At 69.2% G+C, this 21247-nt stretch carries 21 protein-coding genes; 13 read left to right on the top strand and 8 right to left on the bottom strand.

Annotation, left to right across the window (positions count from 1 at the left end):
- Positions 1–375: 375 nt before the first annotated feature.
- Positions 376–3417: a sensor histidine kinase gene (locus tag AC07NG_RS11845; RefSeq protein ID WP_494594232.1), complete on the top strand. Its 3042-nt coding sequence runs from the start codon at positions 376–378 to the stop codon at positions 3415–3417.
- Entirely contained in the window at positions 3410–4045 is a 636-nt protein-coding gene (locus AC07NG_RS11850) for a response regulator (RefSeq protein WP_492857128.1), read from the top strand. Before AC07NG_RS11845 ends, AC07NG_RS11850 begins: the two co-directional genes overlap by 8 nt.
- Here the strand turns inward: AC07NG_RS11850 and AC07NG_RS11855 are convergent.
- The 4 genes from AC07NG_RS11855 to AC07NG_RS11870 form a co-directional block, all read right to left on the bottom strand.
- A complete protein-coding gene (locus tag AC07NG_RS11855; RefSeq protein ID WP_494594233.1) occupies positions 4042–4932 on the bottom strand; it encodes a hypothetical protein in 891 nt (296 codons plus the stop codon). The genes AC07NG_RS11850 and AC07NG_RS11855 overlap by 4 nt on opposite strands.
- A gap of 145 nt (positions 4933–5077) precedes the next feature.
- The gene (locus AC07NG_RS11860; protein WP_492857126.1) at positions 5078–5866 is read right to left on the bottom strand and encodes an alpha/beta fold hydrolase; all 789 of its coding nucleotides are present in this window, start codon (positions 5864–5866) and stop codon (positions 5078–5080) included.
- A 96-nt stretch (positions 5867–5962) separates the two neighbouring features.
- Positions 5963–6427 (bottom strand): hypothetical protein, encoded by a 465-nt coding sequence (locus AC07NG_RS11865; RefSeq protein ID WP_494594234.1) that lies wholly within the window; start codon positions 6425–6427, stop codon positions 5963–5965.
- A 26-nt stretch (positions 6428–6453) separates the two neighbouring features.
- Positions 6454–7203, bottom strand: coding sequence for an SDR family NAD(P)-dependent oxidoreductase (locus AC07NG_RS11870; RefSeq protein ID WP_492857124.1), 750 nt, complete (start codon positions 7201–7203; stop codon positions 6454–6456).
- Positions 7204–7311: 108 nt separating this feature from the next.
- Here AC07NG_RS11870 and AC07NG_RS11875 point away from each other — a divergent pair, with 108 nt between their 5' ends.
- A complete protein-coding gene (locus tag AC07NG_RS11875; RefSeq protein WP_492857123.1) occupies positions 7312–8214 on the top strand; it encodes a LysR family transcriptional regulator in 903 nt (300 codons plus the stop codon).
- 180 nt (positions 8215–8394) lie between these two features.
- Positions 8395–8922, top strand: a complete 528-nt coding sequence (locus tag AC07NG_RS11880; RefSeq protein WP_492857122.1) for a helix-turn-helix domain-containing protein — start codon at positions 8395–8397, stop codon at positions 8920–8922.
- On the opposite strand, the gene AC07NG_RS11885 is transcribed toward AC07NG_RS11880, so the two are convergent.
- Both AC07NG_RS11885 and AC07NG_RS11890 read right to left on the bottom strand, forming a co-directional pair.
- Entirely contained in the window at positions 8919–10901 is a 1983-nt protein-coding gene (locus AC07NG_RS11885) for an ATP-binding protein (RefSeq protein WP_492857121.1), read from the bottom strand. The genes AC07NG_RS11880 and AC07NG_RS11885 overlap by 4 nt on opposite strands.
- A 262-nt stretch (positions 10902–11163) precedes the next feature.
- Positions 11164–12177 (bottom strand): alpha/beta hydrolase, encoded by a 1014-nt coding sequence (locus AC07NG_RS11890; RefSeq protein ID WP_494594235.1) that lies wholly within the window; start codon positions 12175–12177, stop codon positions 11164–11166.
- A gap of 441 nt (positions 12178–12618) precedes the next feature.
- Here AC07NG_RS11890 and AC07NG_RS11895 point away from each other — a divergent pair, with 441 nt between their 5' ends.
- From AC07NG_RS11895 to AC07NG_RS11925, 7 genes are all read left to right on the top strand, one after another.
- Positions 12619–13026: a DUF427 domain-containing protein gene (locus AC07NG_RS11895; protein WP_494594236.1), complete on the top strand. Its 408-nt coding sequence runs from the start codon at positions 12619–12621 to the stop codon at positions 13024–13026.
- Positions 13027–13147: 121 nt separating this feature from the next.
- Positions 13148–13765: an RrF2 family transcriptional regulator gene (locus AC07NG_RS11900; RefSeq protein ID WP_492857118.1), complete on the top strand. Its 618-nt coding sequence runs from the start codon at positions 13148–13150 to the stop codon at positions 13763–13765.
- Positions 13758–14513, top strand: coding sequence for a response regulator transcription factor (locus AC07NG_RS11905; RefSeq protein ID WP_492857117.1), 756 nt, complete (start codon positions 13758–13760; stop codon positions 14511–14513). The genes AC07NG_RS11900 and AC07NG_RS11905 overlap by 8 nt, the downstream gene beginning before the upstream one ends.
- An 83-nt stretch (positions 14514–14596) precedes the next feature.
- Positions 14597–14992 (top strand): response regulator transcription factor, encoded by a 396-nt coding sequence (locus AC07NG_RS11910; protein WP_492857116.1) that lies wholly within the window; start codon positions 14597–14599, stop codon positions 14990–14992.
- A 109-nt stretch (positions 14993–15101) separates the two neighbouring features.
- Positions 15102–15692: a glutathione S-transferase N-terminal domain-containing protein gene (locus tag AC07NG_RS11915; RefSeq protein WP_492857115.1), complete on the top strand. Its 591-nt coding sequence runs from the start codon at positions 15102–15104 to the stop codon at positions 15690–15692.
- A 122-nt stretch (positions 15693–15814) separates the two neighbouring features.
- Positions 15815–16600 (top strand): SDR family oxidoreductase, encoded by a 786-nt coding sequence (locus AC07NG_RS11920; RefSeq protein ID WP_492857114.1) that lies wholly within the window; start codon positions 15815–15817, stop codon positions 16598–16600.
- A 5-nt stretch (positions 16601–16605) separates the two neighbouring features.
- Positions 16606–17367 carry an SDR family oxidoreductase gene (locus tag AC07NG_RS11925; RefSeq protein ID WP_494594237.1) on the top strand — a complete coding sequence of 254 codons (762 nt, stop codon included), beginning with the start codon at positions 16606–16608 and terminating at the stop codon, positions 17365–17367.
- A 64-nt stretch (positions 17368–17431) separates the two neighbouring features.
- Here AC07NG_RS11925 and AC07NG_RS11930 read toward each other — a convergent pair whose 3' ends face one another.
- Positions 17432–18955, bottom strand: coding sequence for an FAD-dependent oxidoreductase (locus AC07NG_RS11930; protein WP_492857112.1), 1524 nt, complete (start codon positions 18953–18955; stop codon positions 17432–17434).
- An 84-nt stretch (positions 18956–19039) separates the two neighbouring features.
- Positions 19040–19807: an SDR family oxidoreductase gene (locus AC07NG_RS11935; protein WP_492857111.1), complete on the bottom strand. Its 768-nt coding sequence runs from the start codon at positions 19805–19807 to the stop codon at positions 19040–19042.
- Between the two features lie 387 nt (positions 19808–20194).
- Between AC07NG_RS11935 and AC07NG_RS11940 the strand changes: the two genes are divergently transcribed.
- On the top strand, positions 20195–20662 hold the full coding sequence (locus AC07NG_RS11940) for a carboxymuconolactone decarboxylase family protein (protein WP_492857110.1): 468 nt from the start codon (positions 20195–20197) through the stop codon (positions 20660–20662).
- Between the two features lie 147 nt (positions 20663–20809).
- Positions 20810–21229: a hypothetical protein gene (locus AC07NG_RS11945; RefSeq protein ID WP_494594238.1), complete on the top strand. Its 420-nt coding sequence runs from the start codon at positions 20810–20812 to the stop codon at positions 21227–21229.
- Positions 21230–21247 lie beyond the last annotated feature (18 nt).

The raw sequence follows: 21247 nt of genomic DNA on the forward strand, positions 1-21247 counted from the left end.
GAGTATTTTTCACAAAAATCGCACCAGCCGGGAACTGGAGCGACTTGGCAAGCTTTTCAACGACTTAGCGGAATCTCGTGTGCAATGACATGGCGAAAATCGCCGCTCACCGCATACGCCCCCAAACGTTCCGCCAGCAGCCACATGAGGCGCCCCGAGGCCCAGGGCAGGAACCGCGCTTCCCAGCGTATACCGCCCAGCCGAAGACCAGCCGCAGGCGGCAGAACCCGATGAGCCGGATCATCCGGTTCGCCCTCGCCGCAGCCAACCAAGTGCTCTTCTCTCCCCCCAACCGGGTCTTGCCACCCGCGTCCTTTCGGGCGGCAAATGCGGCCAGCTCCAGACTCGGAGTCTGGGAAGCGGCGGAACTCACCTGTGCGATTGATCAAGGCCGTCCTTTTCGCGGCGATGCTGCTGCAGACGACGACCTCGGTCGCGGCCGAACCGGCGCGCCGCATCACTCACTACACCCACCAGAGATGGACCGAGGAAGGCGAGGCGCCCGCGCCGATCCTGGCCATGGCGCAAGGCCGCGACGGCTATCTCTGGCTGGCGACGGGCACGGGCCTGTATCGCTTCGACGGCATAGTCTTCGAGCGGATCGTCGCCCAGAGCGGCGAGGAGCAGCAAGACCTGCCAAGCGCGCTGCTGGCGACGCGTGACGGGAACATCTGGACCAGTCTTGCCCGATCCCGCCGCTTCGCCGTCTATCGCGACGGCGCGCTCAAGGTCCTGCCCATGCCCGCCGCCCCCGACCGGGTGGTCTCGATGGCCGAGGGGCGAGACGGTGCGATCTGGGCGCTCACCGCCAAGTTCGACGCCGAGCTGCTGCGACTGCGCGATGGGCGTTGGCGCGCATTCGCCGCCGCCGACGGCCTGCCGCGCGACGACGCCCTCAGCCTGCTGGTGGCGGCCGACGGCGCTGTCTGGGTCTCTCTCAGCAACTCCGTCGCGCGCCTGGCGCCCGGCGCCGAACGGTTCGAGGTCGTGCGCCGAACGCCGCGCGCCAACGGCATGCTGTCCCAGGACCCGCAAGGCCGGGTGTGGCTTTCGGAAAGCCGCGGCAGCTATCCGCTCACGGGCCCTGGCGGGCACGGATCGCCGCCCCTCCAACCCCCGTTGCCCACCGACGCCGCCCAGATCCGCGGCGCGCCTTACTTCGATCGCACGGGCAACCTGTGGATCGCCACCCGCTATCAAGGCCTGCAGAGAACGGCCGGCGCCGCCGTTCCAGGCCGGGGACCGCGCCTCGTCGAGTCGCTTCGCGGACGGGATGGATTGTCCTCGGACCTGACCAGCCAGGTTTTCGAGGACAGGGAAGGCAACATCTGGGTCGGCTCGGAAAAGGGCCTGGACAAGCTGCGCCCGGCGACGCTGAGATCAGAGCCCGCGCTGACCAATCCAGCAGCCTTCGGCGACAAGCTGTTGGCCGCCTCGGACGGCGGGGTCTTCATCGGCCAGGCGGACGCGATCTACCGAGCCGCGCCGGGAGGAGATCCCAAACTGGTTCTCGGGGGGATCCGCGAGCCGCAGAGCCTGTGCGAGGCGCCGGACGGCTCGGTCTGGATCGCCTTTGCCGATCGCATCGTCGTCTGGAAAGCCGGCCGGGTGCAAAGGGCGCTGGTTCGCCCCAACACCGACAGCATCATCTACGACTGCGCGTTCGACGCCGAGGGCGACTTTTGGATCTCGGCCGCGGCCGGAGGCCTGCTGCGCTATCGCCAGGGACGATGGGAGACGATGTTCGGTCCGGGCCTGGGCGAGGGCTTTCGTCCGACGACCATGGTCAGGGACAGCCTGGGACGCCTCGTCGTGCAGTGGGACCTGCGCAAGCTGGCGTGGCTGGACCAGTCGCCTCCCCGGTTCCAGGCGCTCGAGCTCGGTCGCGACGCCACGGCCGTGACGCTCTATCCAGACTCTCGCGGCGACATCCTGGCCGCGGGCGCGTTTGGCCTGGCTCGCTTTCGCGATGGCCGCACAGAGACCATCAATCCCGATCGGAGCGCCCTGCGCGGCCGGATCAGCGGCCTCGTGCAGACGCCCGAAGGCGACACCTGGCTGGCCTATCCCCGAGCCCTGGTCCGGCTCTCGGGCTCGGACCTGGAACAGGCTTTCGCCAATCGCGCCTTTTCCCCCGCGGGCTTGTCCCTGGGCTTTGGCGATGGCCTGACGAGCCGCCCCCACTCGCACACCCAACGCTCGCTCGTTCAGGGCGGCGACGGACGGCTCTGGGTGGCGACGGAAACCGGCGTCCTGTGGATGGACCCTCGGCGCATCGCGCGTGACGGCCAGCCGCCCGGCGTAGCGATCAAGTCGTTGACGGCGGGCGGGCTTCTCATTCGCGACCCGACCGCCCTGCGCTTGAAGGAAGGCGCCTCCAGCATCGAGATCGACTATGCGGTGCTCAGCTTCGCCGATCCGAGGCAGGCCAGCGTCCGCTACAAGCTCGAAGGCTTCGACCGGGAATGGGTCGACCCCGGCGCGCGACGCCAAGCGTTCTACACCAACCTCAAGCCCGGCAAGTATCGCTTCCACGTCATCGCCGCCAGCAGCGAGGGCGTCTGGAACCGCACGGGCGCCGCGATCACCTTCGAGATTCCGCCCACCTTCCTCCAATCGCGCTGGTTCCTTGCCGCCTGCCTGATGCTGGGCGCGGCGCTGCTGTGGCTGCTCTATCGCCTGCGCGTGGCCCAGGTCGCGCAACGCATCCACGTCGGCCATGAGGCGCGGCTTGGCGAGCGCGAGCGGATCGCGCGCGAACTGCACGACACCCTGCTCCAGAGCGTCCAGGGGCTGGTGCTGCGCTTCCAGTCGATCGCCAACAAGATGCCGCCGGGCGACCACGCTCGGGACCTCATGGAATCCGCGCTGAAGCGCGCCGACGACGTGATCATCGACGGCCGCAACCGGGTTCGCGACCTGCGCTCGGCCGAGAATACCGGCGACCTCGCGGCGATCCTGGAAGAACGGGCGAACGCCGCCTGCTTCGACCCGTCCGTTCTCGTGAAGGTGTCGACGGAAGGCGTTCCTCGCCCGGCGCACCCGCTGGTCGCGGGCGAGATCGGGCGGATCGCCGGCGAGGCGCTGTTCAACACCGCCCGTCACGCCCGCGCCAAATCGGTCGCGATCACGATCGGCTTCGCCCGCCATCAACTGAGCGTCCGGATCCGTGACGACGGCGTGGGCTTTCCCCCGGACGTCATCGCCAAAGGGCACAAGCCGGGCCACTTCGGCCTCATGGGCATGCGCGAGCGAACCCAGCGGATCGGCGGCGTGTTGTCGATCGACAACCAGCCGTCCGGCGGCGCCGAGATCAGCCTGCGACTACCGGCTCGTCTCGCCTACGTGGCCGAGGCCCAGCCGTGGACGTGGCTGTCCGATATCCTTCGTCGTTTCAGGAGAAGCCAGGTTGGCTGAGTCGAGTTCGCGTCCCATCCGCATCCTCGTGGTCGACGACCACCCCATCCTGCGCGAAGGCGTCGCCGCGATCCTGGAAGACAGGACCGACATGGTGCTAGTCGGCGAAGCCCGGGACGGGGTGGAGGCCATCGTCCAGTTCCGCGACCTGCAGCCGGACGTGACCCTGATGGACCTGCAGATGCCGGGCATGGGCGGCGTCGAGGCGATAAAGGCCATCCGCGACGAGCATCCTGACGCCCGCATCGTGGTGCTGACCACCTATGACGGCGACGTACAGGCGGTTCGCGCCCTGCGGGCCGGCGCCCTGGGCTACCTCCTCAAGAGCAGCCTGCGCACCGAAATGCTCGACGCCATTCACGCCGTAAGGCAGGGCCGGCGCTACCTGCATCGCAGCATCGCCGACGAGATCGCCATCCACGTGCTCGACGACGGCCTCAGCGAACGCGAGGTCGCCGTCCTGCAACTGGTCGCGATCGGCAAGGCCAACAAGCAGATCGCGCGGGAACTGGGGATCTCGGAGGAGACGGTGAAGGGCTACCTGAAAACCATCTTCACCAAGCTCAACGTATCCGACCGCACCCATGCGGTGACCGTCGCCGCCCGCCGGGGCATCATCGAACTCTAGGAGGACAGCCCTCGCCTTCCGAGCCAGGCCGCCAAGTTCAGCATATAGCGATGGGTGTCGGCCAGGGCGCGGGGTTCGCGGGCCATGCCCTCGCCGGGCGTCTCCGAAACGAAGGATGGACAGCCCGCCGCCAGGTCCCAGTTGTAGTCGGCGAAGTGATGGAAGGTGCTCTGGGCGACGGCGGGCCCCGCCACCGGGCCGCGCTCGAAGGCGACGGCGAGGTTGAAGGCCCTGCCGGTCGTACGACTTGCGCCGGCGGCGATCACCCGAGCGTCGCCGTCCGCCGGCGCGATGACGGCGCCTTCGTGCGGATGCGCCGGCAGATAGCGCAGCACGCCCGTCGGCGAGGTCGGATCACGCAGGATGGGATGCGCCGGCGCGATCGCCACGATCTCTTGATAGTCGCCGTTCGCGCCCGAGCGATAGTTGGGCCAGGAAATGGCCCGCGTCTCCTCGTCGTCGCGAACGTGACGCGCGGTGTCGGGCTCGAGGTTCCTGCTGTGAAAGCAGTGCGCCGCGCCCACCCCGCCCAGGGTGCAGACGGACGAGCCGAGGTCCATGTGGTCACGGGCGATCATCAGTCCGCCGCCGGTCTCGCGGAAGCGCGAGACGGCGACGCAGTCCTCCTCGGTCAGCCCGTCGCCGACATCCACGGCGAACAGCCACAGTTGGTCGAAATCGCTGTCCTGCATCCGTGAGAGCACCGGATCGGGCGCGCCCGTCGCCTCGCGGTCGCGGGTCTCGACGGCGTAGAGCGCCCGCCCCTCGTCATCGACCGCGCCCGACAGGAGGTCGCGCAGGGCGCTGAACCTCGCGATCGACCAGTCGTCCTCGGTTGTCGGAATCGTCGTCTGCAAGAGAATCCGGATCGGACCAGGACTGCTCATCGAAATCTCCAGCGTATGCGGCGCCCCGTGGCCGGCCATGCTGCCGCGGGCGCGCCCTTGGGGATTGATCCGGACGCGCGCATCCGGCCGGCGTCATCGTACAAGACCCCGTCCGCCGCCGGCCCGGCGACGGACGGGGGCGACCTCATCGCGCCGAAGCGGCTTCCTCGATCAGGGCGGCGACCTTGTCGGGATGCGAGACCATCAGAGCGTGCGACCCGCCCTCGACGGCCACGGTCTTCCGGGCCTTGGCGCGTTCAGCCATGAAGCGCTCGGTCTGGGCCGGGATGTTGCGGTCGGCCGTGCCGTAGACGACGTAGGACGGCAACTGCTTCCAGGTGGCGACGGTGGCCGGTTCGGCCAGGGCGGCCTTGGTCACCGGCCGCTGGGTCGCGGCCATCAGCGCCGCGGTCTCCGGCGGGACGTCGGCGGCGAACTGGGCGTGGAACTTGGCCGGCTTGATGTAGAAGTCCTCGCCGCCTTCCGACAGGCGCACCGAGGTCAGGCTCTCGCCCAGCGTGCCGCCCGGAAACTTCGCCGACAGGGTGAACGCCGACTCCCCGACCTCCGGCAGGAAGGCCGCGACATAGACCAGCGCCGAGACGTGCGCCTTGCCGGCGGCCGCCTCGGTGATGACCTCGCCGCCATAGGAATGGCCGACCAGCACGACCGGCCCCGGGATGGAGTCGACCAGCGCCGACAGCGACGCCGCGTCCGAGCTCAGGCCCCGCAGAGGGTTGGCCGCCGCGATCACGGTGTAGCCGTCGCGGGACAGCTTGCCGACCACGCCGTTCCAGCCCGAGGCGTCGGCGAAGGCTCCATGGACCAGGACGATGGTGGGTTTACCCCCGGCGGTCTCGGCCGCATGGGTGGAGGCCGCGCCGGACAGCGCCATGGCGGCGGCCAGCGACAGGGCTCGGATGGACTTGCGCATCGATATCTCCGTGACGGGCGGAAGGGCCCTCGCGAAAAAGGATGAGCCGGCGGCCGGGGGCAGGCCTATCTCGCGGATGGGCCTGCCCCTCTCGTGCTAAGGTCTAGGGTCGCCGGCCCCTGCGGTCTGCGGCGCCCGCGCAAGCGCTCGGGGCGGCAGGAAATCCCCGGCATGAGCCAGGTCGGGCCAGGGCAGCACGGTCTCGCCGGCCACCATCCAGTTTCCCGCCTCCTTGCGCAGCCGAAGTTCGTAGAGCGCCGGGCGCGTCGCGGGGCTCATACGGCGATAGAGCAGCACCGTGGCGTGGTCGCCCTGCTGCTCCACGTGCAGGAAGCGGTGCTCGGTCGACAACGAAGCCTCGCCGTCGTCGCGACGCCCTCGGAACTCGGCGAGCATGTCGGCGCGGCTGCTGCGCACCACCCGTCCCTCATCGTCGAGGAACAGCAGCGACTGGTCGGCGGTGTAGAGCGCCTCCATGCCCTCCATGTCGTAGGCGCTGCCCAGGCGGATCACCCGCAGCACGAAGTCGATGATGGCGGGATCGTAGATTTCCTTGGTCATGACGCTGTCTCCTGATTGGCGCCCGCTCACAGCAAGGTCATGCCGCCGTCGACCTTCAGGTCGATGCCGGTGATGAAGCTGCTGGCGTCGGAAGCCAGGAACAGCGCGGCCTTGGCCGTCTCGTCGGGACGGGCCATGCGGCCGAGCGGAATGCGGGCGGCCATGCCGGCTTCGAAGGCCGGTCGCTGCTCGGGAGGCACGCCCAGCTTTTCGAGAATGGCGGTGTCGGTCGGGCCCGGGCTGAGCAGGTTCACGCGGATCCGGCGCTCGCGCAGTTCGATGGCCCAGACCCGCGCGAAGGCGCCCAGAGCCGCCTTCGAGCCGGCGTAGGCGGCGTGTCCGTCCAGCGCCTTGCCGGCGGCGATGGAGCCGGTGAGGATGATCGCCCCGCCGTCGCGCAGCAGCGGCTCGACCTTCTGGACGCCGAAGAAGACGCCGCGGGTGTTGACCGCGAACTGGGCGTCGTACTCGCTTTCCGAGACCAGCGGCGACGGCGTGATCGTGTTGATCCCGGCGTTGGCCATGTAGACGTCGAGGCCGCCGAAGCGCTCGCGCACCACATCGGCCACCGCCTCATGGTGGGCCGGGTCGGCGACGTCGCCGACGACGCCGAAGCCTCGCGGGCCGATTTCGGCGACGGCCGCCTTCACCGCGTCTGGTCGCCGCCCCGTGACAATCACGTTCGCGCCCTGCTCGACGAACAGCCTGGCCGAAGCCAGGCCGATGCCGCTGGCGCCGCCGGTGATCACGGCGACCTTGTTCTTGAGAGTGTCCATTTCGCTTTGCTCCGATCGCGTCTGCTTGCGTTCGGAGACCTAGATAGACGTGAGCGAAATTCTTATAAGAACGCAGAATAGAACATCTTTTGTGCCATCATGGACAAAATGAACAATCCTCTCGAAAACGCAGCCGGATTGTCGGCCTTCATCGACGCGGTGGAGACCGGCTCGTTCAGCGCGGCCGCCCGCAAGGCCGGAGCCACGCCGTCGTCGGTATCCAAGAGCGTCGCGCGGCTGGAGACCCGACTGGGCGTGCAGTTGTTCGCGCGCTCGACCCGCACCCTGACCCTCACGCCCGAAGGCGCGGCCTATTTCGAGCGGGTCATGCCGCTGCTGCGGGCCCTGGGCGAGGCGCAGGACGTGGTGCAGACCGCCGCCGCGGCGACCGGACGTCTGCGGGTGTCGATGCCCACGGACCTCGGCCGCCTGCTGCTGGACCCGTTGACCCGGGTGTTCATGCCAAGGCACCCGGGCGTGAAGCTCGAACTCGACATGAGCGACCGCCATGTCGACCTGATCCGCGAGGGCTATGATCTGGCCCTGCGCGCCGGCCAGGTCGAGGAGAGCGACCTCGTCGTCCGCTCGCTGGGCGCCGCGCCGCTGGCCCTGGTCGCGTCGCCCGAGCATCTCGACCGCCACGGCCGCCCCGAGACCCTGGCCGAGCTGGCGGCCGCCCGGCACGTCGGCTACCGCCTGGGCGGACGCCCCTTCCCCATCCGCTTCGCCGACGGCGCGACGCTGTCGCCGGAGGGCGTGCTGGACTGCGATTCCGGCTTCGCCCTGAGGGCGGCGGCGGTGAACGGCGTCGGCGTCGCTCAGCTGCTGCGCTGGACCGTCGACGAAGATATCCGCGCGGGCCGGCTGGAAATCGTCATGCCCAACGCCCCCCTGCCGGTGGTGCCGTTGCGGATGCTTCACGCCTTCGGCCGCTTCCAGCCTCTGCGCGCGCGACTGTTCTCCGACTTCGTCGCCGAACAGCTGGCGGCCATGGCGCGCAACCCTTCCTGAGCCGCGGACACGCCGCTCGCCGCCCGATCCTACCCGCCGGTATAGGTCAGCCCTGCCCAACGCCCGGATCGATCGCCGCCCTCGCCGTCCGTACCCTTCCTTTCGACGCTGCCAGCCCATGCGCCCCACCAACGGGATCCACGGGTTCGGCGAGACGGATGCAGAGACGGAAATTGCGCCATGGAGCCAGCGATCAACTTCACCACCAGCAGCGGTTCGTATCGCTTGGTCGCCGGCCTGCTGGTCGCCGCGCTCGACGAACTGGCCCCAGAGCAGTCCGAGATCCGCGCCAAGCTCGCGCGGGCCATCCAGCTGGTCGGCGGCGCGCCCGCGCCGCTGGTCCATAGCGGCGGCTTCGCCCCCTGGCAGAGCAAGCGGATTGAGACCCACATCAGCCAGAACCTCGAGACGCAGCTGCGCCTCGACGACCTGGCCGCGATGGTCCGGGTCAGCCGCAGCCACTTCTCCCGGGCCTTCAAGAAGAGCTTTCGGCAGTGCTTCTCGCGCTATGTGATGAGCCTGCGCCTGGAGCGGGCGCGCATGCTGCTGGTCAACACCGAAGCGCCGATCAGCCAGGTCGCCCTGGCCTGCGGCCTGACCGACCAGCCCCACCTGACCCGCCTGTTCCACCGCGAGTACGGCGCGCCGCCCAACGCCTGGCGGCGAGCCCATAGCCAACTGCGGCAAACGGCGGAGAAGAACGCCTAGACGTCCCGCCCGAACGGCAGGGTGATCTGGAAGATCGCCCCGCCGTCCTCATGGTTGGCCGCCGAGATCTCGCCGCCATGTTCAGCGATGATCGACTGGCAGATGGCCAGCCCCATGCCGATGCCCGTTTCCTTGGTGGTGAAGAAGCCGTCGAAGATACTGGCCAGGTGCTGATCGGCGATCCCCGGCCCGCTGTCGTGAACCCAGATCACCACTCCGCGTCCTTCCCGGACCGCGCCCAGGCGGATTTCGCGCAGGTTGACGCCGGCGTTCTCGATGGCCTGGATGCTGTTGACCAGGAGGTTAACCAGCACCTGTTGCAGCTGGACCCGGTCACCATCCACCGCCGGCAGGCCCGGCTCGACCATCAGGATCAACGCGATCGCCTTGGTCTCCACGTCGTGCCGGACGATCGTCAGCGCCTCGTCGATGATCCTGGACAGATCCAGCAACCCAGGCTTGGGCTCGCGCTTCATCGCCATGCCGCGGATACGCTGGATGATCTCGCTGGCCCGGCTGGCGCTGACGGCGATGCGCTCGGTCAGGGTGCGCACCTTGCCGAGATTGGGATGCGGCTGACCCAGCCAGCGGAGGCTGGTCTCCGCGTTGGTCAGAATGGCCGACAGGGGCTGATTGACCTCATGAGCGATCGAGGTCGCCAACTCTCCCAGGGTCGAGACCCGCGCGGCGTGGGCGAAGTTCGACTGCAGCCGGCGCAGTTCGGCCTCGGTCCGCAGACGCTCGGTGATGTCCTCGATGGTGATGAAGGTGGTGTCCATGTACTCGGGCGGCGTCGGATAGGTGACGCTCAACACCACATCGAGCATGCGGCCGTCGAAGGTGGCCATCTTGGCCTGCTCGACATAGTTCCGCGCCCCTTCGAAGTGGGCCTTCATCACCCGCTTGGCCATTTCCGGCGTGGCCGAGAACAGGTAGCGGACCGACTGCAGAAGCTCAGCGGGGTTTCGGGCGCCGAACAGCGACACGGCGGCCTGGTTGACGTCGGTCACCACGACGATGTCCTTGGCAAGCTCGACCAGCGCCGGATTGGCGTCGAGATAGGCCATGATGTCGTCAATCCCTTCGGCGCGCAGGCGGTGCAGCTCGTCGCCCGAGCGCCTGGCGTCGACATGCCAGAGCGGCGTCGGCGAGAAGTGGATCAGCTTGCGATAGCGGTCCTCGCTGGCCTGCAGCTCCCAGGCGGTGCGATCATCGCAAACCGCGGCGTTGACCATCAGGAACAGCACATCCGGGCGCGCGGGCTCAGCCGAACGCCAGGCGGTCGCCGTGGCGCCGGCCAGCAGGCCGTGCGGACCAAGGGCGCGGGCCAGCGGCGACGCGGAAGGCTGCTGCAAGGCGGCGTCCAGCAGTTCGGCCAGACTCTCGCGGCTCTCGGCCGGCCAGAAATCGACCAAGGGGCGTCCCGCCATGTGTTCACGCCGGATCGCCGCGCCGAAAAGGCGAACGGCCCGGGTGTTGGCGTCGATGATCCTGCAGGCCTCGAGCAGGGCCGCGCCCTTCTCGGTCCCAGCGGCTGCCGAGACATCCAGCTCCCAGCAGGCGGCCGAGGCCCGCTGATGGCCCGCGCGGGCCTCGAACAGCGTGTCCTCCGTCCGCTCGGCCAGGGGCTGGCTGTATTCGACGATGTCGCGGGGGGAACCATCCGGATTGCGACGCACCGTGCGCCGACCGCTGGCCGCCACGGCCGGCCCGACCGCGCCGCGCCTGCGCATCACCCCCTCCCAGGCGCCTTCCAGCAGGAGCAGCGCCCATTCCTCGTCGTGCAGCAGCGGATCGGCCGCCAGGTCCGAGAGCCCCAGCCCCACCATCGCCATGGCCGGCCAGCCGTACAGGGCCTCGGCCGCGGGGTTCCAGTACCGCACCACGCCCGACGGGTCGCAGACCACCACCGCCTCGGAGGCGAGGTCGACGAGATCGCCCCGCTCGCTACGGGCCAGGCTGCGGAAGACCGTGCTCATCGCCGCCCTCCCTCGAAAACGCGCTCGCCCGGGCGCATGACCAACAGGAAGGGCCGGCGGGATGGGACGATGGAGCGTGCGTGGGACCTCTTCATGGAGCCCAGGGTAGCCCCCCGCCCACTCGCCGCCCTCACACGGACGGGGGCGCCGCGCGCCCCCAATCCGCGTCATTCCTTACCGACGGTCCCACGGAAGGCGGCTCGACCCGGTCCGGGATCCACGCGGCGGACGATCTCCAGACCGTCCGCCGCGCCATCCGCGACTACTTGTGCAGCGCCTTGTAGAGCGCCGTGTTGGTCTGGAGCACCGCCGCCCGCGTCGCCGGGGTCTCGGCGACGGCGTTCAGCATCATGAAGTCATGGATCGTGCCGTTGTAGCGCGTGGAGGTCACCCGCACGCCGGCTTGCAGCAGCTTGCGGGCATAGGCCTCGCCTTCGTCGCGCAGCACGTCGTTCTCGTCGACGATCACCACCGCCTCGGGCAGGCCCTTCAGCTCTTCGACGCTGGCCTGCAGCGGCGCGACAGTCGAACGCTTGCGGCTGGCCGCGTCAGGGGCATAGGCGTCCCAGAACCACTGCATGGCCTTGCGGGTCAGCCACGGCCCCTCGGCGAAGGTGGTGTAGGACCCGGTCTCGAAATTGGCGTCGGTGACCGGATAGAGCAGCACCTGCAGGTCGAACTTCGGGCCATTGCGGGCCTTGGCCATAAGGGTGAGCGCGGCCGACATGTTGCCGCCGACGCTGTCGCCGACGATGGCCAGCCGCGACGGATCGACCTCGAACTGGTCGGCATGCTCGATGAAGTATTGGAGCGCGGCGTAGGCCTGCTCGACGGCCACGGGATAGCGCGCCTCGGGCGAACGGTCGTAGTCGACGAACAGCACGGCGGCCTTGGCGCCAACGGCGATCTCGCGGGTCAGGCGATCATGGGTGTCGACCCCGCCCAGGACCCAGCCGCCGCCGTGAATGTGCAGCACCACAGGCAGCTTGCCCTTCACGCCCTCGGGGCGAACGATGCGAACGCGGACAGATCCGGTCGGGCCTACCGGGAACACCTTGTCCTCGATGCGGGCGGGAAGCTTGGCGACCGGGATCGCCTGGGCGCCCGACAGCGCGCCCCGCGCCTCGGTCGGGGTCATCGTGTAGATCGGCTTGCCTCCGGCCAGGGAGTCCACGAAGGCCTGGGCGGCGGGATCGAGGATCGGCTGGGCGCCGGCGGCGCCCGACAGCGCGGTCGCGACGAGGGCCGCGGCGGCTACAGTGGTGGTCTTGGACATGGCTTCTGCCTCTGGATGGTCCGCGAAGGTGTTTCGCGTTCCAGATCGACTAGTCCCGCCTTGATCGCCGGGCTTGGCGCTCGGCGCTCGGCTTTGCAGGCTGGAGGCCCGTTCGCCAACGCCCTCTCGAACCGCCGCCTGGCGCGGGAGACCTCGCCCGGAAGCGGCCGCGCCTATCCCTTGGCATGGGCCGAACTAAGCCTTCTCCGAGCATACCCCGTCGGTCGCCGGGCGCAGGGCGCGGAACGGCGCGTCCAGCGGATAGCTACAACCGCCGCCCGATCCCCGCCCCAATGACGGCGAGCCGTGTCAATCGGACGCGACAGGGATGGTGAACGCAGGATTTTTTCCGATTTCATCCTGCGACCAACGAAGCGGTAGGCGAGCACCCTACCTGTCCGGCTCGCCCCTTCTCGCCAGAAGCAAAGAAAGGCCACCGCCATGACCACCGGGGAAACAGACCAGATCTACACGGTGACGCGCGAGGCGCGGCGTGTGCGCGCCCTGTTCGAAGGCCACGACATCGCCGACAGCGACGACGTGATCACGGTGCGCGAAACCGGGCGGCGGCCGGTCTACTACTTCCCGCGCCGCGACGTGTTCATGATCTTCCTGCGCCAGACCGACAAGGTCACCCACAACCCGCACAAGGGCGAGGCGCGCTACTTCACGATCTATCGGGACCAGCACATCGTCGAGAACGTGGCCTGGAGCTACGAAGCGCCCAAGGCGGCCTTCGACTCGCTGTCGGGCCGTATCGCGTTTCTGGCCGCCCACGTGGAATTCCAGGTCGACGGCGGCTCGGCCGCCGAGACCGAGGCGACGCTCGAAGCCGGATATGACGACTAGGGCGCTCCCCCGCCCGGGCGGGGGGAGCGGCTCTCCCCCCTGAAGAGGGCGTGCATCGGTTAGCCGTTGCACGCCTTGGGAGAGCAGCGTGATAACGCGGACCAACCAAGGTCGCGTTACGATGAACAGCCCCCAGCCCCACGCCGAAAAGCCCGCCGGAAAGCCGCCCTCCCCGCCTCAGGGCGGCGGAGCGCTCTATGGCGCGGCGGTCGAGTACGGCATGCATTGCCTGACCTGGCTGGTCGCCCGCGACGCCCCGGTCAGCAGCCGCGACCTCGCCGAACTTCAGGGCGTGTCGCCCGCCATGATCGCCAAGATCATGCCGAAGCTCGAGAAGGCCGGGATCGTCGCCTCCAGCGGCGGCATCAACGGCGGTTATCGCCTGGCGCGACCGCCCGAGACCATCTCGATGCTCGACGTCGCCGACGCCATCGACGGTCGCAAGTCGCTGATCACCTGCCGCGAAGTGCGCCGTAACTGCGCGCTGTTCGAGGATGAGGCCCCGCGCTGGGCCACTCGCCGCGTCTGCGGCATCCACGCCATCATGCTCCGGGCCGAGAAGGCCATGCGCGCCGAGCTGGCCCGCACCAGCCTCCTCGACGTCGTGGCCAACATCCCCGCTCCGCCCGAGTTCATGCCGGAGATCGACGTCTGGCTCAGTGCACGGGCGCGCGACAGAGAACAATCACGGATCTCGGCCATCAGGGCCGGAACGCGCAGGAGGTCTTCAGATGACTGAGCTCGTCTCGTATGCGCACGACCACGGCGCGCGCATCGCCAACGCCTGGTCGCCAGCGTCGCGCATGACGGTCGCCGGCGAACCGCGCAGCCTTTCGGCCGCCGAGACCCGGACCGGCGACCTCGTGCCGCTGGTGATCGTGGTCGATGACGACGACGCCGTACGGCTATCGATCTGCGAACTCCTGGAGTCGGTGGGCATAGAGTCGATCTGCTTCGGTTCGACCCGCGAACTGCTCGACGCCGAGGTGCTGCACCGGCCCGGCTGCATGATCCTGGACGTGCGCATGCCCGGCCTCAGCGGGCTCGACTTCCAGAGCCACCTGGCCGCCAACGGTATCCTCACCTCGATCATCTTCCTCACCGGGCATGGCGACATCCCGATGACCGTGCAGGCCATGAAGGCCGGCGCCGTCGACTTCCTGGCCAAGCCGGCCCGCGACCAGACCCTGCTAGACGCGGTCAACAAGGCCATCGCCGCCGATCTGGCCAAGCGCGGCGACGCCCATACGACCCGAGAGAACGCCAGCCTGTTCGTCACCCTCACCCCGCGCGAGCGGCAGGTCATGAGGGCCGTGGTCCAGGGCGCGCTCAACAAGCAGATCGCCTACGACCTCGGCATCACCGAGGTGACCGTGAAGCTTCATCGCAGCAGTGTGATGAAGAAGATGCGCGCGCCCTTCGTCACCCACCTCGTCCGCGCCTGGCAGTCCCTGCCCGAGCATCTGCGGGACGAACTTCCCGGATAAGCCTTTTGGATAGGTAGGACCGACCTCGGATCGGGACGATGGATAAGAGCCGCTATCGCCGTTCGCCGAGTAAGGGCCACAGTTTGTCCACCGCGCCTGTTTTCGCGATCATCGACGACGACGAGGCGCTGCGCCAGGCGCTGGCCGAGCTCCTCGAGGTTTCCGGCTACGACTGCCGGACCTTCGCCGACGCCGACGGCTTCCTGTCGGCCTATTCACCAGGCCGTTTCATCTGCCTCGTCACCGATCTCAACCTGCCCGGCAAGAGCGGGCTGGTGCTGCAGCAGCACATGCGCTGCATAGATCCCGGCCTGCCGGTCATCATCATCTCGGCCAATCCGGAAGCGCTGATCCGCTCGCGCTGCCTGGCCTCCGGCGCGGTCGCCTATCTGATCAAGCCGATCAGGGATCAGGTGCTGCTACGGCATCTGGCCGCCGCCCTGGGCCGCTGCTGGCGCGACCAGCCGCCGAGGGCCTGAACGCGCCATACCTTGGGATAGGTCGCCCCCGCCTCCTGGCCCGATCGCCCGAACCGGGCCCGCGTCCTAGCGTCGTCCCCCTCAGACAACTCCGCGGAAGACCCATTCCATGAAACTCTACTACGCCATCGGCGCGTGCAGCCTCGCCGACCGCATCGCCCTGGCAGAGGCCGGCATCGCCTGCGAATTCGAGCGCGTGGACCTGCACACCCGCACGACCGAGACCGGCGCCGACTACGCGGCCATCAATCCCAAGGGCTACGTGCCGGCCCTGGTGCTCGACAGCGGCGAGATGATCACCGAGAACATCGCCATCCTGTCGTGGATCGCCGAACAGTCGCCGCAGCTGCGCCCCGAAGGGCCGCTGGGCTGGTTCCGCCTGCTGGAGGCCCTCGCCTACATCTCGACCGAGGTGCACAAGAGCTTCCACGCCTTCTTCGTCCCCAACGTCACCGAAGAGGCCAAGGACAAGGCCCGCGCCGTGGCGAGCCTGCGCCTGGAGTACCTGGCCGCCAGCCTCAGAGACGGCTACCTCCTGGGCCCGGACCTGACCGTGGCCGACCCCTACCTGTTCGTGATCATGACCTGGGCCAGACCCAACGGCGTGGTCCTGCCCGCGCCGCTGGCGGCCTATTTCGAGCGCATGAAGGCCCGCCCGGCCGTCGCCGCCGCCCTGGCCAGCGAAGGCCTGCAGGTCTGAGATCGGGGGCGACCTGTACGCCCGTATAGGTCGCCCCCGCCCTTTCCCCCAATCGACCCCATCCCGCCCCGTCTTCTAGCTTTTCCGCCCAGGCCTTCGGGCCGCAAGCGGAGGCTTTCGAGATGAAGATCGTAGTGGTTGGCGGCAGCGGGCGGATCGGGGAGAAGCTCGTCTACAACCTGCGCCAGGACGACTATCGCGTCCTCGAGGCCTCGCCGTCCTTCGGCGTAGACGCGGTGACCGGCCAAGGCCTGGACGTGGCCTTCGACGGCGCGAGCGTCGTGGTCGATGTGACCCAGTCGCCGTTGCTCGACGGCGACGCGGCCCTGGCCTTCTTCGAGACGGCCGGACACAACATCCTGGCCGCCGGCAGGGCGGCGGGCGTCCGCCACCACGTCGCCCTGTCGATCGTCGGGACCGACCGCCTGCAGGCCAGCGGCTACTTCCGGGCCAAGAAGCGCCAGGAAGACCTGCTCAAGGCCTCGGGCCTGCCGTTCAGCATCCTGCGCTCAACCCAGTTCTTCGAGTTCATCAGCGGCGTCGTCCAGGACGGCTCGGCCCGCGAGGTGGCGCTCTCGTCCGCCCGCGTGCAGCCGATCGCCGCCGAGGACGTGGCCGAGACCCTGGCCGACATCGCCCTAAGCGATCCCCTGAACGGCACGGTCGAGGTCGCCGGCCCCGAGCGCTTCCGCCTGCACGAACTGGCGACCGAGGTGCTGACCGCCTACGAGGACCCTCGCCGCGTCACCGTCGACGACGAGGTTCCCTATTTCGGCGCTCGCCTCGACGAGGCCTCGCTGTTGCCCGGCGAGACCCCGCGCCTGGCCCAGACCCGTTTTCACGACTGGCTGCGCGCCAGCCTGCAGGCGCCCGTCCCCGCCAACCAGAACCGCCGCAAGCAAGGGTGAATGTCATGAAAGTCGTAGTCGCAGGGGGAACCGGCGTGGTCGGCTCCCGGCTGGTGGACGTCCTGCGCCGCCGCAACCACAATGTCCGGATCGCCTCGCGCGGCTCGGGCGTCGACGTCGTCACGGGCGGCCAGGGGCTGGACGAGATCATGGTCGGGGCCGACGTGGTCGTCGACGTGCTGAACGCCCCGGCGTTCGACGAGGCGACGGCCATGGCCTTCTTCGAGGCCTCCAGCCGCAACATCCTGGCCGCGGCCGCCGCCGAGGGCGTCCGCCACCACCTGGCGCTGTCGATCGTCGGCTGTGAGCGGCTGCAGGGCAGCGGCTACTTCCGCGCCAAGCTGGCGCAGGAGAAGCTGGTCCAGGCCGGCGCCGTGCCGTTCTCGATCCTGCGCTCCACGCAGTTCTTCGAATTCCTGGACGCGATCGTCGAGGACGGCCTGGACGGCGAGACCGTACGCCTCAATCCGGCGCGCGTGCAGTTCATCGCCGCCGACGACGTGGCCGGCGCCCTGGCCGACCTCGTCGAGCGCTCGCCGGTCAACGGAACCATCGAGGTGGCGGGCCCCGACCCGTTCCAGCTGGACGATCTGGTCAAGCGCTACATGGCCTCGCGCAGCGACAACCGCGCCGTCGTCGCCGATCCGCGGGCGCTCTACTTCGGAACGCCGCTCAGCGACGAGACCCTGCTGTCGGGCGGCACGCCGCGCTTCGGCCATACCGAGTTCGATCTCTGGCTGCGCCGCGCCTCCACCGCCGCGGCCTGAGAACGGACGGCTCGCGCGCCCCGGATCCCCTGGGCGCGCGAGTTCTCTTCAATCTTCTCGAAGATCAGCCGCCGGCCAGAATCTGCCCAGCCCGCAACGCGGCCATGTCGCGATTCACCGTCGCCACGGCGACCAGGCGCTCTGCGTCGAAGTAGCGAACCTCGGCGTCGCGGTCGGCCGTCGAGCCGATCACCTCGATCCTGTCCCAGCGCTCGGCATGGCCGACATAGCGGATGGTCAGGTCATAGTGCGCGCTCCAGAAGTAAGGCGGCTCGCGCTCCGACGGCAGGCCCAGCATGGTCGCCGCCGCGATCTGGCCCTGGCGCTCGGCCGCCACCCAGTGCTCGACACGAACCAGCTCCCCGCCCAGGCCCGGATAGCGGGCGATGTCGCCGGCGGCGAAGACGTGCGGATCGCTGGTGCGCAGGCGCTCGTCGACCACCACGCCGCGATCGACGGCCAGGCCCGCCGCCTGCGCCAGTTCCAGCAGTGGCCGCACCCCGATGCCCAGCACCACCAGGTCGGTCTCGATCGTCGCGCCGTCGTCGAGGGTCAGGCGCGCGCCGTCGAAGCCCTGCACCTTGCGGCCGAGGTGGAAGACCACGCCGCGCTCGTCGTGCACGGCCTTGATCATCGCGCCCAGTTCGGGGCCCAGCTTGGCCTCCAGCGGCGTGGCGTCGGGACCGACGACGCGCACCTCAAGCCCCCGGATCCGCAAAGCGGCGGCGGCCTCGAGGCCGATGAAGCTGGAGCCGACGACCACCGCCCGCCGGGCCGAGCCCAGGGCGGCGGTCAGGCGGTCGGCGTCGGCCAGGCTGCGCAACAGGTGGACGTTGTCGCGCACGAAGTCCGGCCCCGGCGGTCGGTTGGGCTCGGCGCCTGTGGCCAGCAGCAGCCGGTTGTAGCCGAGGGTTTCCCCGCCCTGCAGCGTCACCCGGCGCTCGGCCGCGTCGACGGCTTCAACGCGGGTGTCGAGCCGCAGCGCGATCCCGCGTTCAAGGTAGAAGCGCTCGCCCTTCAGTGGCATCCAGGAGGGATCGGCGTCGCCCGACAGGTAGTCCTTGGAGACGTTCGGCCGATCATAGGGCGCGTCGCGGTCGGCGCTGACCAGGGTCAGGTCGCCGGCGTAGCCGAGGTCGCGAAGCCGCTGGGCCGCCGCGAAGCCCGCCGCGCCGCCGCCAACGATGACGATCGACGCCGGATCGGCCGACGCGTCGCGCCCGGGCGCCAGGTTCGGCGCGACCTTGGGCAGCTTTTCGCGGACGAAGAGCCGCTCGCCCTCGACCTCCACCTTCCAGCGGTCGAGCGGCGCCAGGGCGGGCGCCTTCAGGGCGGCGCCGGTGCGCAGGTCGAAACAGGCGTGATGCAGCGGGCAGTTGATGGTCTGGCCCACCCGCAGGCCCTCGTGCAACGGGCCATTGTAGTGGGTGCAGGCGCCGTCGAGGGCGACGATCTCGCCGTCGACCCGGGCCAGGATCACCGGCTGATCGCCGACCCGGCCGGCGAACACGCCCTGCTCGGGAACTTCCTCGGCCGTCACGCCCAGGGAAAGATCGGGACGGGAGACATCTATGTCGGACTGGCTCATGGCGGCCTCCTGCGGGCGGCTGAAACCAAAACGGCGCCGGACGCGAAGGGCTGCGTCCGGCGCCGTCATGACGAGGCGGGTGGATCAGGCGGCCGGCGCTGGCGCCGGGATGCTGGTTTTCAGCCAGTCCTCGAACGCGGCCGATCCCAGGATCGGGTTCGCCCCCGGAACCAGCGAGCGTTCGTCGAGCTCGACGCCGAAATAGAGCGCCTTGGGGTCGCTCACGATCTTGCGGGTGTCACCCTTGGCCTGGAGATAGCGGGCCACGAACCTGTCGAGGCCGAAGGCTTCCGGTCCGGCCACCTCCAGCAGACCGTTCACCGGCGCGGCCAGGGCGACGTCGGTCAGCACCTCGGCGACGTCGAAGGCCGAGATCGGCTGCACCGGCGCGGGCGAGACGTGAACCTCGTCGCCCACGGTTCCGGCCTGAACGATGCCGGCCACGAACGGGAAGAACTGGGTGGACCGCAGGACGGTGAACGGGATCGACGAGGCGCGGATAAGGGCCTCCTGCACGATCTTGGCGCGGAAGTAGCCGCTGTCCTGAAGGCGTTCGGCGCCGACCACCGACAGGGCGACGTGGTGCTTGACCCCCGCCTTGGCCGCCGCGGCCAGCAGGTTGCCGCCCGAGGCCAGGAAGAACTCCAGGGCCGGACCGGTCTCGAAGACCGGCGAGTTGGCCACGTCGATGACGATCTCGGCGCCGTCCAGCGCTTCGGCCAGGCCTTCGCCGGTGACAGTGTTGACGCCGGTGTTGGGCGCGGCCGCGACGGCCTCATGACCCAGGCGGGTCAGTTTGGCGACGACGTTCGAGCCGATCAGGCCCGTTCCGCCGATGACGACGATCTTCATCTTGCTTCTCCTCCAAAGACAGCCGCCACAGCCTAGGAGAAGCGCCCGCCCCCGCCATCGGTACGAGGGTATGCGACGCGGGCCGCGACGGCGTACGGCCTGGCCCAGCACATGGACCAAGGGCTGGCCCGCCTCGTCTGGGGGCGAGGCTGCTCCACCCAGATCGATACGCTGGGCGGGTCGGACCTGAACCAAAGGCGTACGGCGCCCGGCCGCCAGGCGAGCGCGCCCTCTCCCGCGGACAGCTTGCCGCCTTCCGCGCCCGCCGGACAGCGAACAGCCGCCCTAGACCAAGGCGGTAGGGCTTCGCCCTTCCCGCATGATGGCTCACATCCCGGGTCGCCGAGCACAGTGGTGTCGTCTTCACCGTCACAAAAGGAAACGACGATGACCAACACGCCCCGCTTCGCCCCGTTCCAGCTGGTCCCCGAAGTGACCAAGGCCATGCTGGCCGTCGAGACCGCCATCAACGCGACCAGCCTCGAGCACAGCCTGGCCGAGCTCGTCCGTCTGCGCGCCTCGCAGATCAACGGCTGCGCCTTCTGCATCTACATGCACGTGCAGGACGCCCGCCAGCATGGCGAAACCGACCTGCGCATCCAGATGCTCGACGCCTGGCGCGAGTCCCCGCTCTACACCGACCGTGAGCGCGCCGCCCTGGCCTGGACCGAGTCCCTGACCTTCATCGCCACGACCCGCGCCCCGGATTCCGACTACGCCCTGGTCAAGGCTCAGTTCAGCGACGCCGAGATCGCCGCGCTGTCGCTGCTGATCGGCCAGATCAATTCGTGGAACCGCCTGCAGGTGGCCGCGCGCACCGGTCACGCCGTGCAGCCCGCCGCCTCCGCGGCCTAAAGGACGCGTCGAACTCTCCCCCCCGCTTGTTCGACGCCGGAAGGCGGCCAGTCCCTGCTACCCCGCGACGTCGGGCCGCCCTCCGTCACGCCCCGGCTCCCAGCGCGCCGGGGCGTGACTTTTCCACTGCTCCTCGGAGGATCCACCGTGACGAAATCCATCATCGTCGGCCTCGCCGTCGTCCTCGGCGTGGCGGCCATCGCCAACGGCCTGTTCATGCTGATCTCGCCCGAGGGCTGGTACTTCGCCGTGCCCGGCGTGACCACGACCGGGTCGTACAACCAGCACTTCATCCGCGACATCGGCCTGGTCTTCATGCTGATCGGCGCGAGCTTCCTGTGCGGTGCGAAACGGCCCGACCTGCGCCTGTTCCTGTGGGGCGCCCCGACCCTCTGGCTCTCGGGCCACGCCCTGTTCCATTTCTGGGAGGTGGCGGTCGGGATCTGCTCCGTCTCGGTGATCCCCCGCGATTTCCCGGCGGTCACCCTGCCGGCGATCCTGGGCTGGGTCGCGACCCTCTGGGCCGCGCGCAATACTCACAAGGCCGCCCTGATCCTGGGACGCTGATCCGATCGTTCAGAATAG

It is taken from the genome of Caulobacter sp. GW821-FHT10C03, assembly GCF_059415485.1.

Excerpts from the sequence above, each read along its gene's own strand:
- AC07NG_RS11855 (WP_494594233.1), bottom strand. The coding sequence starts at position 4,932 with ATGAGCAGTCCTGGTCCGATCCGGATTCTCTTGCAGACGACGATTCCG.
- AC07NG_RS11860 (WP_492857126.1), bottom strand. The coding sequence starts at position 5,866 with ATGCGCAAGTCCATCCGAGCCCTGTCGCTGGCCGCCGCCATGGCGCTG.
- AC07NG_RS11865 (WP_494594234.1), bottom strand. The coding sequence starts at position 6,427 with ATGACCAAGGAAATCTACGATCCCGCCATCATCGACTTCGTGCTGCGG.
- AC07NG_RS11870 (WP_492857124.1), bottom strand. The coding sequence starts at position 7,203 with ATGGACACTCTCAAGAACAAGGTCGCCGTGATCACCGGCGGCGCCAGC.
- AC07NG_RS11875 (WP_492857123.1), top strand. The coding sequence starts at position 7,312 with ATGAACAATCCTCTCGAAAACGCAGCCGGATTGTCGGCCTTCATCGAC.
- AC07NG_RS11880 (WP_492857122.1), top strand. The coding sequence starts at position 8,395 with ATGGAGCCAGCGATCAACTTCACCACCAGCAGCGGTTCGTATCGCTTG.
- AC07NG_RS11885 (WP_492857121.1), bottom strand. The coding sequence starts at position 10,901 with ATGAGCACGGTCTTCCGCAGCCTGGCCCGTAGCGAGCGGGGCGATCTC.
- AC07NG_RS11890 (WP_494594235.1), bottom strand. The coding sequence starts at position 12,177 with ATGTCCAAGACCACCACTGTAGCCGCCGCGGCCCTCGTCGCGACCGCG.
- AC07NG_RS11895 (WP_494594236.1), top strand. The coding sequence starts at position 12,619 with ATGACCACCGGGGAAACAGACCAGATCTACACGGTGACGCGCGAGGCG.
- AC07NG_RS11900 (WP_492857118.1), top strand. The coding sequence starts at position 13,148 with ATGAACAGCCCCCAGCCCCACGCCGAAAAGCCCGCCGGAAAGCCGCCC.
- AC07NG_RS11905 (WP_492857117.1), top strand. The coding sequence starts at position 13,758 with ATGACTGAGCTCGTCTCGTATGCGCACGACCACGGCGCGCGCATCGCC.
- AC07NG_RS11915 (WP_492857115.1), top strand. The coding sequence starts at position 15,102 with ATGAAACTCTACTACGCCATCGGCGCGTGCAGCCTCGCCGACCGCATC.
- AC07NG_RS11920 (WP_492857114.1), top strand. The coding sequence starts at position 15,815 with ATGAAGATCGTAGTGGTTGGCGGCAGCGGGCGGATCGGGGAGAAGCTC.
- AC07NG_RS11925 (WP_494594237.1), top strand. The coding sequence starts at position 16,606 with ATGAAAGTCGTAGTCGCAGGGGGAACCGGCGTGGTCGGCTCCCGGCTG.
- AC07NG_RS11930 (WP_492857112.1), bottom strand. The coding sequence starts at position 18,955 with ATGAGCCAGTCCGACATAGATGTCTCCCGTCCCGATCTTTCCCTGGGC.
- AC07NG_RS11935 (WP_492857111.1), bottom strand. The coding sequence starts at position 19,807 with ATGAAGATCGTCGTCATCGGCGGAACGGGCCTGATCGGCTCGAACGTC.
- AC07NG_RS11940 (WP_492857110.1), top strand. The coding sequence starts at position 20,195 with ATGACCAACACGCCCCGCTTCGCCCCGTTCCAGCTGGTCCCCGAAGTG.